Source organism: Streptococcus sp. HMSC067A03 (genome assembly GCF_001814295.1).
Taxonomy (GTDB): Bacteria; Bacillota; Bacilli; order Lactobacillales; family Streptococcaceae; genus Streptococcus; species Streptococcus constellatus.
The window spans coordinates 26,708-41,435 of sequence record NZ_KV815680.1 but is presented as its reverse complement, the minus strand read 5'-3'; the positions used below and the strand labels follow the sequence as shown (position 1 = coordinate 41,435).

The following is a 14,728-nucleotide window of genomic DNA, read 5'->3' as shown; positions in this document are numbered from 1 at the left end:
CGACGGGGACTATTTGTCTATAAAAAACGAATCATCCGAGCATTCAAGACTTAGAATACCTAGAAACTTTAGTGATTAGTGTCATCCTAGACATAGAATGCCAATCAATTTTAGTAAATCCTGTCATTCGAGGGATAGATTATTTGGAAATTTTCATAAATAGGACTATCTGAAAGCTAGATTCCCTCCAAATTTTAGTAAGGAAGACGATTCGACTCCTAGATTGGAGTAGGACGTTGATAAATGATATTGACTGAAGCCTTGACTGCTTCTTTTCTTCCTTATCTTCCCACTCCCAGTAGCTCAATAACCTCCTCAATCAGCCCTTTGATTTCTTTATCGCACAGAAGAGAAAGTTTTGATTACAGTTTCAGTCAATCATCATCTAAAAATCCATCTTATCTGGATCTGGAGCGCCGCCTTCAAGACCTTGAATGTTTTTCAGCACTTCTAGATCTGCTGGACTGAGGGTAATGTCAAAGCAGTCCAGATTGCTCTTGATTCGCTCAGGCGTAACCGACTTGGGCAGGGGCAGGAAGCCCTCTTGCAGGCTCCAAGCCAGAGCGATTTGGGCGACAGATTTGCCGTATTTATCGGCCATAGCCTCGACTTCTTCATTGTGGAAAAGTTCCCCTTGACCGAAGGGACCCCAAGCCTCTAGGAGAATATCATGCTTACGACAATAGTCCACTGTTTCAGCCTGATAGACACCAGGCGCCAGACGAATTTGATTGACCGCGGGCAAAATACGCGCTGTCTCAAGCAGAGGCTCTAGGTGGTGAGGCAGGAAATTGCTGACACCGATAGCTCGGATTTTCCCCTCCCGATAGAGGTCTTCCATAGCCCGCCAAACCTCCCGATTGCGCTCCTTCCAAGCCTCCTGCTCCCGCAGAGGTTTTGGATTGGGCCAGTGGATAAGATAGAGGTCCAGATAGTCCAGCTCCAAACGCTCTAAGGAGCGGGCAAAAGCTTCTTGAGTCTCCTCATAAGTATGATTACCATTCCAGAGCTTGGTCGTAATAAAGAGCTCTTCCCGCGGGATACCGCTGTCTTTGATTGCACGACCCACACTTCCCTCATTATTATAAACAGCCGCAGTATCAATGTGCCGGTATCCTGCTTCAAGTGCTGTCAGCACTGCCTGATAGGCCTCTTCACCATCCTGAGCCTTCCAAGTTCCAAAGCCCAAAACCGGAATCTCTACACCATTGTTTAATTGATAACGTTCCATCTCCGTCTCCTTTATTAAGCAAGCAGGCAGCCCAGTCAACTACCCCTTCCAACAAAAAATCTATTTCTTAACTTTCTTTTTCAAGGATTTGGGTTTAAAGACATTCTCCTTGGTTGGTGCCATTCCCCTGCCGAGAAAACTATAAGTAATAAAAGTTATGCCAACTACAATCATGAGCATACGACTCAGATAACCTCATTATATCACGCCCCTTATTGCAATTCAAATCCTTAAAAACCTTTTCTTAACTACATGTATTTTAAAAAGTAAAATGAAAAGAGTCGGTTTCCCAACTCTTTCAAGATAAAAAGATTCTATTTAGCTTCATATCTCTTTTCGCCGTCCAAGTAGGTTGCAACCAGTTCCAAATCCTTGTCAAGAACGATAAAGTCAGCATCGTGCCCTTCCTTGATTTGACCGCAAACATCCTCAATATGAACGGATTTTGCTGGATTGAGCGTCGCCATCATAACAGCTTGGTGCGCATTAGCAATACCCCATTTTACAACATTTTTTAGACCATCTTTTAATTTCAAGATAGAACCGGCTAGGTTGCCTGTTGATTTGAGTCGAGCAGTGCCATTTTCCACTACAACCGGAAATTCACCCAGCATATAATCGCCATCTTCTAGTCCACCAGCTGTCATACAGTCGGTAATGAGGGCAATATGTTCATGACCTTTTTGCTTCATCAAAATGTCACAAGCCTTTGGATCCACATGGTGTCCATCACAGATCAGCTCAGCATAAGTGTGTGGCAGCTCGTACATAGCGCCGACCATGCCCAGCTCACGGTGAGTCAGACCACGCATGCCATTATAAGCATGAACCCAGACACTAGCGCCAGCATCTACCGCAACTTTAGCTTCATCAAAAGTTGCATTTGAGTGCCCAAGTGCAACTGTTACGCCTTCATCAGTAATGGTTCGAACAAAATCTTCAACACCTTCTCGTTCTGGAGCTAAAGCGATTTTATTGAGCAAACCATTCGATGCTTTTTTCCAAGCACGAAATTCATCTATTCGAGGATTTTTCATGTAAATTGGATTTTGGGCTCCTTTATATTTTTCTGTGAAATACGGACCTTCAAAATATAAGCCACGAATCTTAGCACCTGTCGCTTCTTGATAATGAGCACCGATATTTTCCGTGACCGCTAGTAACGATTCAAAAGTTGAGGTTAAGGTTGTCGGCAAAAAACTGGTAACACCTGTCGACAACAGACCTTCACTCATGGTATGCAGAGTTCCTTCAATATTATTGTCCATCACATCTACACCGCCAAAACCATGAATATGGGTATCCACCAGTCCCGGTGCGATAGAATAACCTGTATAATCTATCACATCCGCACCTGCCGGAATAGCTTTCGTCCATTTGCCAAATTTACCATCTGTGATTTCCAAGTAGCCACCTTGACGGATACCATGGGGATAGAAAAATCGATCTGCTTGAATATATTTAGGCATAATAAAACCTCCTTCTTTCAGTGAGAGTTTATATAAGCTGTCACTTTAGACAACTGTAAATGGTATTTTAAATCACTCTCGCATTGTTCATTATGTCTCTTTCATTATATCGCTTTCTTTCCTTTTTGTAAATGGTATAGACCTATCTTGCTAGATTTTAAGTGATTGTATAAACACTACTGTTTATACTATTTTCTATACTGTCCATTTAACAAACTTGTAGTACACTTCGTTTAAAAGAGTGATCTAAATTCCATATTGGCAAGAGCTGACTTTGATGCTGCTTATTTTAGGACATATACTAGTACTCATTCCATTTGCAAGTCTTGTTTGCTAGATATTTTTCGATATTAAATTCAGACCAACCTTATAGTCGTCTTGTTTTTTCTTGTTGTTTTCATATTTTTAGTACTAAATAGATAATTTCTGTCAAATGAATCAATTAAGGCACTCAACCTAAACCATCAAGTTTATATTCGACTTTCCGGTTACTACCTTATTTAAGTCTTTATGTTCTATCTTTTATTGAATAATTATTTGTATAATGCTATAATAAAAGTAGGAAAAAGTATTTTGTGTTGATTGTTGTCACAAGGAGCTGATTCCAAATTCAAATTTAGAAGAGACAAATCAGCTTTAAATGACTTTAGTCTTCACCTAGCACACTTATCTTTGGAGGTGTACCATGAAAAAGAAAGTCTTTACAGTTGTTGTTTCCTTACTTGCTATTCTGTTTTTAACTGCTTGTGGTAATAATAAGAAATCAACAAACACATCATCTTCTGAAGTACCCAAGACTAGTTCTAGTCAAAAAGCAGAACAAAAATCAAAAGTTGTTGAATTTTCTACCACAGCTACTGATACAGTTATTTATGAAAGCAAAGGTCTTACGGTCACCTATAAAGGGTTGGAAAAAGATGATTATGAATATACTCTTAAACTAGCTTATAAAAATACTTCCAATAAGGAATATGAAGTGCAAACTCGTAATGGTAAAGTCAATAATATTTCTAATAGTGATGACCATAAAATTATCATTTGTTCTGATACCTTAAAAGCTTCTGCTGTTTCTGAAGGTGGGATTAAATTACCAATAAATGCATTGGAAGCGGTTAGTATTACTAAGCCAAAAGTTTTAGAATGCAATTTAGAAGTCATTTATGATATCACAGAAACCATAGCCAAAGTACCAATTAAGGTTACTTTTGAATAATTCAGTAGGAGCTAATGTTTAGCTTCTCTCACATCATGTATGTATACAGTACATAGCAGCTAAATTAACTTTCAATACATATTGTTCTAATAATAAATTAAACAACCAGCCATTCCTCGCTTTATGAGGATTGGCTTTTTATATGACTAGTTTCCGAACATCCTTAATAAACTAGTTATGACAATCTCCCCATCACAATAATATTCTCATCAAAAAACATGAGTCTGGCTTATAGAACATACTAAAACTTTTTTTAATTCAATACCCACAATCTACTGATAGCCAGCAATAAGAGGTTCGAATAGTTTAACAAATGCAATTTTACAAGAAAGATTTAATCAAAAATAAAAAGTATATTTCGAAATTTGTATTTTTCTCCTTGATGAACTGGTTTAGAGTTTGTAAGTTTTGATAAAGATAAACTGTGACATCTTTCAAGTTCTATTCAACCTCTATTTGCTCTATCACATTGGATTAATAACAGAGTCAAGCTAGTATTACAGCACAGATGTTCCACTTTTTCTTGTGTACCCAACTTGATCTCATAGAGCCATTATTAATAAACTTTCTACTTGATCATGCAAGATAAGTAGGGTACAAAAAAACAAACTGCACCAGCAGTTTATTTCTCATGATTATATTTGTTCCGCTTGGACCTTTTCCGCCAAGTTCATGGCGTGATCCGCTACTCTCGTATAGTGAGAGATAATATCAATAAAGTTTACTCCTGCTTGTGTCGAGCATTCTCCTCTATTCAGACGATGAATGTGCGTTTTCCGTAGCTTTCGTTCCATTTTATCAATCGCTTCATGCTTAGTTACTAAGCTATCCGCCAACTCAATGTCATTATTTTCTACAGAAGCCAGGGATTCTTTAATGAAAGTCAGAGTCATGTTATAAATCAATTCTAACTCTTGCAAAGCTGCTGGAGAAAATTCCACCTTTTTCCGACGGATATAGTCTGTCAAGTTAATCAACGCTTCACCATGGTCTCCGATTCTTTCTAAATCTCGAGATGAATCCAAAATATTTGTCAGTACTTCACTTTCTTTTTGGCTAAGAGGCTCACTAGATAAATCAATGAGGTAACGTGTGAGATCTTCATCAATCTTATTGATTGCTTCTTCTACTTTGTGTCCCTTGTCTGCTGACTTTTCAGTATTGTTCACAATATAATCATAAGCCAACTCAAATGAACGCATCGCATAACGTCCTAAATGAAGCAATTCTTTTTTGGCATTTCCAAGCGCCAAAGACGGAGCTTGTTTGATTAAAATCGGATCTAAATAAAGCGGTTCATATTTCACAACTTCATCTTCACCTGGAATCAGTTTTGTTACCAAGGTAGCTAACAAGCCAATAAATGGAAATTGAATAATCGTATTGGTAACATTAAAAGTTCCGTGAGCAAAGGCGATGGTCATTTCTGGGCTTAAATGGAGTGCTGCTTGAAACCAATGAATTAAGCTCGTAAATGGGCCTAAAACGATCAAGCATAAAACGGTACCGACCACATTGAAAGTGACATGGGCACCTGCCACACGTTTAGCAGCAATATTGGCTCCTAATGATGCAATAATCGCTGTAATCGTTGTCCCGATATTATCCCCAAAAAGGACTGGCAAAGCTCCCTTTAACTCAATCAAGCCGCTCGCATATAAATTTTGTAGAATACCAATAGTTGCTGATGAGGCTTGGATCAGCAAGGTAATACCTGTCCCTACAAATACACCTAGGACTGGATTTCCACTCAACTTTATCATATACTCACGAAAAGCATCTAAATTTTTCAATGGCTCCATAGCACCACTCATCAAATTCAAAGCAAAGAAGATCCCCCCCACCCCAAATAGAACGCGACCGATATTATTGATAGAGCGTTTTTTGGTAAAGAAGAGACAAATCGCTCCTAAAAAGAGAATGGGTAATGCATAATCGCCCAGTTTAAAACCAATGATAAAAGAGGTTACCGTTGTTCCAATATTGGCCCCCATGACAATCCCAATTGCCTGTCTGAGCGTTAAAAGACCTGCACTCACCAATCCAACTGTAATAACTGTCACACCTGAACTTGACTGAATCAAGGCTGTTAGACCAATTCCAACTAGAACACCAAAAAATGGATTGCTGGTATATTTGTCAATGAAATAACGAAGCCGATCACCTGCAGCCTGCTGCAAACCATCTCCCATCATCCGAATACTATATAGGAAAAGTCCTAAACCGCCTAAAAAGCTAAATATAATTTGCTGCCAATTGATGGACATCTTTTCTCCTCCGAAAAATCTGTAGCGGATTATCTCCTTTTCTATTTTAAAGGATAAGTGTAAAAGTAACAAGCCTTTTTTAGCATTTTTATCAAAAAAAGAAAGAAAAATAAAATTTCCTTTCTTTTTAAATATATTGATATAGCTAAAATCACGCTTTATTTTTGATCTAAATCACGGAGCATTTGATCAATTTTGTTCCCATATTCAATCGATTCATCCTTGATGAAAGTCAAATCAGGGATTTTGTACATCTTCAAGTTGTGACCCAATTCACGTTTGATGGTTCCTTTCGCCTTTTCTAAACCGGTCTGAGCTTTTTCTTGTTCAGAAGCAAGGTTGCTCATCAGCGTGTAGTACACTTTTGCCATTGACAAGTCGCCCAACATTTGCACATCTGTAATGGTAATTCCTTGAACACGTGGATCACGAACTTTTTTTTGCAAAATTTCATTGACTTCGCGTTTGATTTCCATCCCCACACGATCCACACGAAATTGATTTGCCATGATGTCTCCTTTCGCTTATTTTAGAAAAAGGTTGAGGCAGACCTCAATATATCACAGTCTGTCTCCCTTTCATTTATATTATTTTGCGATTTCTTCCATGATGTAAGCTTCAATCATGTCATCCACTTTGATGTCATTGTAATTCTCAACCATGAGACCGCCTTCTTGTCCATTTCCGACTTCTTTCACATCATCTTTATAATGTTTCAAACTAGCAAGGGCACCATCAAAGATAACAACGCCATCACGAATGACACGAACCTTAGAATCACGAGTTACTTTACCGCTAACCACCATAAATCCGCCGATGGTACCGACTTTAGAAACCTTGAAGGTTTCACGAATGACAGCTTCGCCAATAATTTTTTCTTCAAATTCTGGATCAAGCATCCCTTTCATGGCATCTTCTACTTCTTCAATCACTTTATAAATGATACTGTGAAGACGCATTTCGACGTCATCTGCTTCAGCTTGTTGACGAGCTTGTGGAGTAGGGCGAACATTGAAACCAATGATAAAGGCATTGGAAGCTTCCGCAAGAGTGACATCTGATTCGTTAATCGCACCAACTGCTGAGTGAACAATTGTTACTTTAACACCTTCCACTTCAATCTTCTGAAGAGATGCTGTCAATGCTTCCGCTGAACCTTGTACGTCGGCTTTGATAATAACATTGACAGACTTGACTTCACCAGCTTTAAGGGTATCAAAGAGATTTTCCAAACTAACACGATGCGTTGCTTGACGTTGTTTCATGAGAGCACGTTTTGCACGTTCTTCACCAGCTGCACGCGCTGCTTTTTCATCTTCATATACGGCAAAATGGTCACCAGCCATTGGTGTTTCATTTAAACCTGTGATAGATACTGGTGTCGATGGTCCCGCAACTTTCACTCGACGTCCACGGTCATTAGTCATAGCACGCACACGACCAAAAGTATTACCAACAACAATTGGATCTTGTACATTTAAGGTACCTTGTTGAACAAGCAAGGTTGCAACTGCACCTTTTCCTTTATCCAAGCGCGCTTCGATTACTGTACCAATTGCGCGAACCTTTGGATCAGCTTTCAGCTCTTGAATTTCAGCTACAAGGAGAACGGTTTCGAGCAGTTCATCAATATTTTGGTTGAACTTAGCTGAGATTTCAACAAATTCAGAATCACCGCCCCATGCTGTAGACATAACTCCATATTCAGCTAATTCACCGATGACACGTTCAGGATTAGCACCTGGCTTATCAATCTTGTTAATCGCTACAATAATTGGCACATTGGCTGCTTTTGAATGGTTAATCGCTTCAATTGTTTGAGGCATGACTCCATCATCTGCTGCTACGACAAGAATCGTAATATCTGTGACAGAAGCACCGCGCGCCCGCATAGAAGTGAAAGCGGCATGCCCTGGTGTATCAAGGAAGGTAATTTTCTTACCATTTTCTTCAATCTGGTAAGCACCAATATGTTGTGTAATCCCACCTGCTTCACCTGTAGCAACACGAGAATTACGCAAGGTATCCAAAAGTGTTGTTTTCCCATGGTCAACGTGTCCCATGATGGTCACAACTGGCGGACGTTCTACTAAAGCATCTGGATCAAGATAATCTTCATCCACAAAGAAGCGTTCGATATCTGCATTATCAACTTCAACTTTAGCATGTGCTTCAATGCCATAATCTACCATCAGAAGTTCAATAGTATCGCCGTCCAACGATTGATTCTGCGTTGCCATAACCCCCATCATAAAGAGTTTCTTGACAATTTCGGCTGGTTCACGTTTAATCCGTTTTGCAATTTCTGCAACGGTCATACCTTCTGTGTATTCAAATTCTTTAGGCAATTCATGGAACTTGCGTTCTGTAACTGGTTTTGGAGTTGGAGTGTTATTCCGATTGTTCTTGCCTTTTTTATTTTTTTTGTTATGATTCCAATTACTATTCTTTTGATTTCTCACTTGATTTTGACTGCTTCGATTCTTTTGTTGTTTTCTTGGACCATCTTCTTCGCGATCAAAGTCATCACGTTTCTTGTCTGGTCGAGCTTGTTTTTTCCGACGAGTATCAACTGCAGGAGTTGGAACCGCCTCAGGGGCAACTTGAGACTGTGGAGCCGGCTTCGTAGCCTCCACGATAGGCGCTGCTGCTTTGAATAATTCTTCTACCGGTTCTTTCCGTTTCTTCTGCTCACGTTGAGCTGCTTTTGCAGCTTGAGCCTGTTTAAAACGTTCCTCGCTTCCACGAGCATATTCGGCATTCTGTTCAGCTTTCAGAGCTGCTGCACGCGCCTTGAAATCAATGCGTGGTCCTTGATTTGTTTGAGGGCGATTCTGATTTGCAATATTTGAACGATTTTGTTCTTGACGACGATTATCCTGATTGCGATGATCGCGATTGTCGCGTTTCTCGCTGCGATTCCCACGGTCATTTCGATTTTGGTTGTTTCGATTATTACGCGGATTGCGCTCTTCTCGATTTCGCTTTTCACCATTTTGTTGTTTTTGTGGCCGATTTTCTCGCTGTTTATTTCGTCGTTCTGCCTGTTCTTTCGCTTTCGCTTCTCGCTCAGCCTTAAAATTACGACTTTTTGGCTTCGCTGGTGCAGCTTTTCTTTCTACTTCCGACTTTTGTGTCGGCGCTGCTGGCTTAGGCATTACTTTTTCAGTCATTGTTACTTCTTTTGCTGCTGAAGCCGACTGCTGCTCTTTAGCCAAAGGTTGATCTGATTTTTGATTCGTTTCTTTTTTAGGAGCTGCTACTTGGGAAAAACTGGCTGTGATACGCGCGGCCACTTCATTTTCAACGCTGCTGGCATGACTTTTCACCTCAATACCAAGCTCTTTTGCACGCGCCACAACTTCCTTACTTTCTTTTCCCAGTTCTTTCGCGATTTCGTATAATCTTACTTTAGACAAATCTTGTCCTCCTCTTCTATTCCATAAGAGACCTCATTTTCTTTGTAAATCCAGCATCAGTGATAGCAAGTACTTTTCTAGACTTGCCCACAGCAGTGCTTAATTCCAGTGTTGAAAACACGGTTGATACTTCTACTTTATAGTAATGACTTTTATCAGTAATTTTTTTTGTCAAGTTCGGAGCAGCATCATTGGCTAAAAAAACCAGTTTTGCTTTTCCGTCTTGTATTGCCCTAACGACCAATTCTTCACCAGATATGATACGATTGGCTCGTTGTGCTAATCCAAGTAAATTGGCTAATTTTTGTTTATTCAAGACCTAACTCTCTTCTTTTAACCTTATGATCCACGTAAGCAATCAGCTCATCATAAAATGCTTCTTCGACTTCCATATTGAAGCTACGGTTAAAAACTCGCTTTTTCTTAGCTTTAAGTGCTTCTTCATTATCAAGCTTGATATAAGCTCCTCGTCCATTGGCCTTTCCTGTCGGGTCAATAAAAATTTGGCCTTCTTTATTTTTGACAATCCGAAGCAAATCACGCTTGTCAATAACTTCATTAGAAACTACTGATTTTCGTAAAGGGATTTTTCTTGTTTTTGCCATTTCCCCCTCCTTAGTCTTCTGCTTCAACTTCACTTTCTAAAAATTCTGTTTCCACAGGACTTTCAATTGTTGCAAATTCATCTGCTTCTTCAGCAAATCCACCAAGCTCACCTGCTTCTTCCATAGCTTCAAATTCACTTGCAGATTTGATATCAATTCTATAACCTGTCAAATGAGCTGCTAAGCGCACATTTTGCCCTCGACGCCCAATAGCAAGTGATAGCTTATTATCTGGTACAACAACAAGAGCATGCTTGCTATCCTCACTATCAAAGATAACTTGATCGACTTCTGCAGGAGCAATCGCATTGTAGATAAATTCTGCAGGATCTGCCACCCACTCAATGACATCAATATTTTCCTCTACAGGAATCATACGGCCAGATTTGGCATCATATTTAGCCGGATGAAATTTGCTGGTAATTTTCTTAATATTTGCACCACCACGACCAACAATTGTACCGATTGCATCTACATTGGGATTGTGACTGCGTACAGCAACCTTAGTCCGATCACCTGCTTCACGAGAAACACTCATGATTTCAACTGTTCCGTCATAAACTTCTGGAATTTCCTGCTCCATTAAACGCTTGATCATTTCTGGATGGCTGCGGCTGACAAAGACATTGACACCGCGAGGATTGTCTTCTACCTTATAGACAAAGACTTCGATGCGGTCATGAGAAGCAAATACTTCACCAGGAATCTGGTCTTGCTTCGACAACTGTGCTTCAATGCTACCTAGATTGACATAGATAAAACGATTGTCAAAGCGCTCGACTGTTCCTGACATGATTTCATTTTCATGTTCTTTATACTTATTGTAAGTGATTGCGCGTGTCTGCTTGCGCATTTTTTCCATAATCGTTTGCTTAGCAGACTGAGCTGCTACCCGTCCAAATTCAGTTGGTGCCTCTTCAAATTTTATTTTATCACCAAGTTCATAAGCCGAGCTAATAGCAAGAGCATCTTTTAAACTGATTTCTAAACGGCTATCAAAAACTTCGTCTACCACTTCACGAACGGTATAAACACGAAAATCTCCTGTTTTTTCGTTGAATTCAATGGCTGCACTATCTGCTTGACCATAGCGACGACGATAAGCCGAACGAAGTGACTCCGTCACCGCTTCGATAATATCTTCTTTTTTGATCCCTTTGTCTTCTTCCAAAATACGGAAGGCCTCTAGCATTTCTTTACTCATGTTTTTTCAGCTTTTGTGGAAACAAAAGCAATCCTTTCTTTATTATATTCTTGCTAAAATTTGACTGCTAATCTTGCTTTGGATACTAGCTGGTAAGGAATTTGAACAACTTTCTTACGAGTCTTATCCATATATTCCATTGTTAAATGATCTTCCTCGAAAGAAAGCAGTGTCCCTTCAAAGACTTTACTTTTATCAAGTGCTTGATACAGACTAACATGGATATATTCCCCAACTGCAGCTGCTAGTTGTTCTTTCGTTTTCAGCGGACGTTCCAACCCTGGGCTAGTTACTTCAAGAAAATACTGCTCAGGAAAGGGATCCGGCTTAATCGTATCCAAAAGTGGACTGATGATGTCCGTCAATTCTGCCGTATCATTTACAGTGATTCCTCCTGGCTTATCTACAAAAATACTAAGAACATGGTCACTCCCCATTTTACCGTACTCAATATCCACTAATTCATACGGCTCTTGAACGACCGGTTCAACAACTTCTTTTACTAATTTGACAATCGTTGTGATAAGACTACACCTCCTCACAGATAAGAGGCGAAGATATTTCCTCGCCTCTCTTTCATATTCATTATCTACATTATAGCATAAGAAAAAGGAAAATACAAGAAAATTTATTCTTGTATTTTATTTGATTTGATAATTGTGTCTAACAAATCATTCTTAAGCAAATTCACCATAACACTCAATAAAAGAAATTATCATTAAAACCACGCCCCACACAATTTTTATTTTGGACTTAAATAACAAACAATTGACCTACAAGATAAGTCACTGTCATGGTCAAAAGTCCAATGACTAAATTTCGAATCATGGCATTTTTTATCGGTGCTTTTCCTAATTTAGCGCTAGTATATCCCGTCCCTAACAATGCTAAAGCAACAACAATGACTGTTGCTGGAATGCGATAGCTAGCAGGAAGGAAAACTATGGTTAACATTGGAAAGATGGCTCCTACTGCAAAAGCAATAAAACTAGATATTGCTGCATGCCATGGATTTGTAAATTCTTCCACCTCAAGTCCATATTTTTCTTCTACCAAAGCCTTAAGCGGATTTTTCAAAAAAGCTCGATTGGTCAAGAGTTGGGCAGATGTCTCACACTCGCCATTCTGGATATAAGCTGCATAAAGTGACTGTCTAGCAATCTCTGGATTTTTTGTTAAAAGTACTCGTTCTCTGGCAACTGCAGCCTTCTCCGTATCCTTTTGGGTTGAAACAGATACATATTCACCACCTGCCATGGAAAAAGCTCCTGCAAATACTGCCGCTAAACCTGAAAGAAATATAATCCAAACACTTTCCGTTGCACTTGCTACTCCTATAACGACACCCGCAATAGAAATAATACCATCATTAGCCCCCAATACTCCAGCCCGTAAAATATTTAGTCGACCGCTAAAGTTCTTATCAATCTCCTGATTATTTGTCATCCTAAAACTTCTCTTTTCTTTTTTATTTAGAATTATTATAAATAAAAATCTCATAGGACACAATAAAAAATCGGAAAATGAGAAAAGTTCCACTATTTTAAGATAAAATTCCTTAGGCATCTACTCAAAAAATGATAACTTTACTGTTTAGCAGACATAAGGCAAGACAATTGTAACAAATTATAGCTAGCTTTAAAGTTAAGGAAAAGCCCTCTGATGGATAGCACAATCTTCTGTAACATTTTGAATCGTTATGCTGTCACTATTTTTGTACTCGTGAATGGTTTTGAGAACACTTCTCAAAACCATTTTATTGCTTGAAATATCGGCTACTACTTCGTTATTTAACCTATTTTCCTGAAAACCAAAAAAGACCGCATGGCCTTTTTCATTATTTATTTTACATTAAAACGCTGCTTCGACTCGATAAATGACTTGGCCTTTATTAGCAAATTTTTGCTCGTATTCTGTCATCACATTGTCTTCAAAGTCACTCGCATGTAAATCCAACCAAACGCTATTTAGTTTCATACCATATTGGGAAAAACTAACAAGGCTATACTCAAAGAGACCACGATTATCTGTTTTAAAGTGAATTTCACCATGATCTGGTAAAATCCGCTTAAAGGTATCTAGAAAAGATTTATAGGTCAAACGACGCTTTTCATGACGTTTCTTAGGCCAAGGATCAGAAAAATTCAGGTACAAGCGATCAATCTCCCCATTTTCAAAATAGTTAGTCAAATCAGAACCATCTACCCAAAGAAGTTTGATATTTGGAACATCTGTCGCTAAAACCTTGTCCAAAGCATAACTCAAAACAGATTTTTGAATATCAATTCCAATATAGTTAATTTTTGGATGAGCTTTTGCCATTCCTGAAATAAATGCACCTTTTCCACTCCCTACTTCAACATGAATAGGGTAATTATTTCCAAAAATCTCATGCCACTTGCCTTTTGCTTCAGTAGGATTTAAAATCACATACTGGGGATTCGCTTCTAGTAATTCCGTCGCTCCCTTACGATTCCTGACTCTCATAATACCTTTCTTCCGTATTTTGAACGGAAGTTACGTAGTGCATAAATCTCCCGATTCACATTTTCTAAGTCTGCATTCTCATAGTACTTGGCAATCTGGCACAAGTAAGCATATTGACCATACCAGTATAATTTCTTCAATACGGTTGCATTATACCGATAGCCATAATAGGTCAACCATTCTTTCCAACGTACTTCTGGAATATAGTGGCTTAACATATGGGCTACATCAAACATTCGATCTGTCAAACGCACAGAATCCCAATCTACCAAATACACCAAACCGCTATCTGTTTCAACCCAATTGCTATGTCGAACATCGCCATGTACAATCGTTGCATAATCCTCACGAAATTGTGGCAGACTACTGTGCATATCTTTTAAAACAGATCGCAAATAATGATTATGACTAAGTGCAATTGGCGCACGATCTAACCAAGACTCAACTAAATCTGCTGGAGTTTCCAGAGCATAACCTAGCCGGCGTAATTGCGTCATTAACGGACGTGAACGGTGCAATCTTGTCAAAATATTCACAATTTGCTTTTTATCCATTTCATCCGGTGTCAAAATTTTTCCTGACAGCCACTCTTGCGCGCTCATGACATTACCATCTGCCATGCGACGACTCCACAATAGCTGTGGTGCAATTTGTTCTCTAGCTAAACCTACTAAGATTGGGGTTGTATTCATCTTGACGAAAACGCGCGCCCCATCTGGATAGGTGCCCATGTAGGCTTTTCCACTTTTACCTGCAATCGGTGTCAGAGTTAGCTCATTATCAACCAAGTCCATGATTCCCCTCCGTAAAAAGTTTCCTATCTATTTTACTAA

The 14,728-nt window shown here is 39.2% G+C and carries 13 protein-coding genes; 1 reads left to right on the top strand and 12 read right to left on the bottom strand.

Annotated features, from left to right (window positions below; genetic code table 11):
* Positions 1-385: 385 nt before the first annotated feature.
* Positions 386-1,231: an aldo/keto reductase gene (locus HMPREF2963_RS07355; RefSeq protein ID WP_070669300.1), complete on the bottom strand. Its 846-nt coding sequence runs from the start codon at positions 1,229-1,231 to the stop codon at positions 386-388.
* Between the two features lie 314 nt (positions 1,232-1,545).
* Positions 1,546-2,700, bottom strand: a complete 1,155-nt coding sequence (nagA, locus tag HMPREF2963_RS07350; protein ID WP_070669299.1) for an N-acetylglucosamine-6-phosphate deacetylase — start codon at positions 2,698-2,700, stop codon at positions 1,546-1,548.
* A gap of 685 nt (positions 2,701-3,385) precedes the next feature.
* Between nagA and HMPREF2963_RS07345 the strand changes: the two genes are divergently transcribed.
* On the top strand, positions 3,386-3,913 hold the full coding sequence (locus HMPREF2963_RS07345) for a hypothetical protein (RefSeq protein WP_003025950.1): 528 nt from the start codon (positions 3,386-3,388) through the stop codon (positions 3,911-3,913).
* A gap of 635 nt (positions 3,914-4,548) precedes the next feature.
* Here the strand turns inward: HMPREF2963_RS07345 and HMPREF2963_RS07340 are convergent.
* From HMPREF2963_RS07340 to ccrZ, 10 genes are all read right to left on the bottom strand, one after another.
* Positions 4,549-6,180, bottom strand: a complete 1,632-nt coding sequence (locus HMPREF2963_RS07340) for a Na/Pi cotransporter family protein (protein ID WP_003070346.1) — start codon at positions 6,178-6,180, stop codon at positions 4,549-4,551.
* A gap of 158 nt (positions 6,181-6,338) precedes the next feature.
* Entirely contained in the window at positions 6,339-6,689 is a 351-nt protein-coding gene (gene rbfA / locus HMPREF2963_RS07335) for a 30S ribosome-binding factor RbfA (RefSeq protein ID WP_003033710.1), read from the bottom strand.
* A gap of 78 nt (positions 6,690-6,767) precedes the next feature.
* Positions 6,768-9,599: a translation initiation factor IF-2 gene (infB, locus tag HMPREF2963_RS07330; protein WP_020997606.1), complete on the bottom strand. Its 2,832-nt coding sequence runs from the start codon at positions 9,597-9,599 to the stop codon at positions 6,768-6,770.
* A 16-nt stretch (positions 9,600-9,615) separates the two neighbouring features.
* Entirely contained in the window at positions 9,616-9,915 is a 300-nt protein-coding gene (locus tag HMPREF2963_RS07325) for a YlxQ-related RNA-binding protein (protein ID WP_020997605.1), read from the bottom strand.
* Entirely contained in the window at positions 9,908-10,204 is a 297-nt protein-coding gene (gene rnpM, locus HMPREF2963_RS07320; protein ID WP_003070354.1) for an RNase P modulator RnpM, read from the bottom strand. Before rnpM ends, HMPREF2963_RS07325 begins: the two co-directional genes overlap by 8 nt.
* A 10-nt stretch (positions 10,205-10,214) precedes the next feature.
* Positions 10,215-11,408 carry a transcription termination factor NusA gene (gene nusA, locus HMPREF2963_RS07315; RefSeq protein ID WP_003078357.1) on the bottom strand — a complete coding sequence of 398 codons (1,194 nt, stop codon included), beginning with the start codon at positions 11,406-11,408 and terminating at the stop codon, positions 10,215-10,217.
* A 53-nt stretch (positions 11,409-11,461) separates the two neighbouring features.
* Positions 11,462-11,950 (bottom strand): ribosome maturation factor RimP, encoded by a 489-nt coding sequence (rimP, locus tag HMPREF2963_RS07310; protein WP_006269953.1) that lies wholly within the window; start codon positions 11,948-11,950, stop codon positions 11,462-11,464.
* A gap of 211 nt (positions 11,951-12,161) precedes the next feature.
* Positions 12,162-12,854 (bottom strand): VIT1/CCC1 transporter family protein, encoded by a 693-nt coding sequence (locus HMPREF2963_RS07305; RefSeq protein WP_003073834.1) that lies wholly within the window; start codon positions 12,852-12,854, stop codon positions 12,162-12,164.
* A 405-nt stretch (positions 12,855-13,259) separates the two neighbouring features.
* A complete protein-coding gene (gene trmB / locus HMPREF2963_RS07300) occupies positions 13,260-13,895 on the bottom strand; it encodes a tRNA (guanosine(46)-N7)-methyltransferase TrmB (protein WP_020999041.1) in 636 nt (211 codons plus the stop codon).
* Positions 13,892-14,689 carry a cell cycle regulator CcrZ gene (gene ccrZ / locus HMPREF2963_RS07295; protein ID WP_006269344.1) on the bottom strand — a complete coding sequence of 266 codons (798 nt, stop codon included), beginning with the start codon at positions 14,687-14,689 and terminating at the stop codon, positions 13,892-13,894. The genes trmB and ccrZ overlap by 4 nt, the downstream gene beginning before the upstream one ends.
* Positions 14,690-14,728 lie beyond the last annotated feature (39 nt).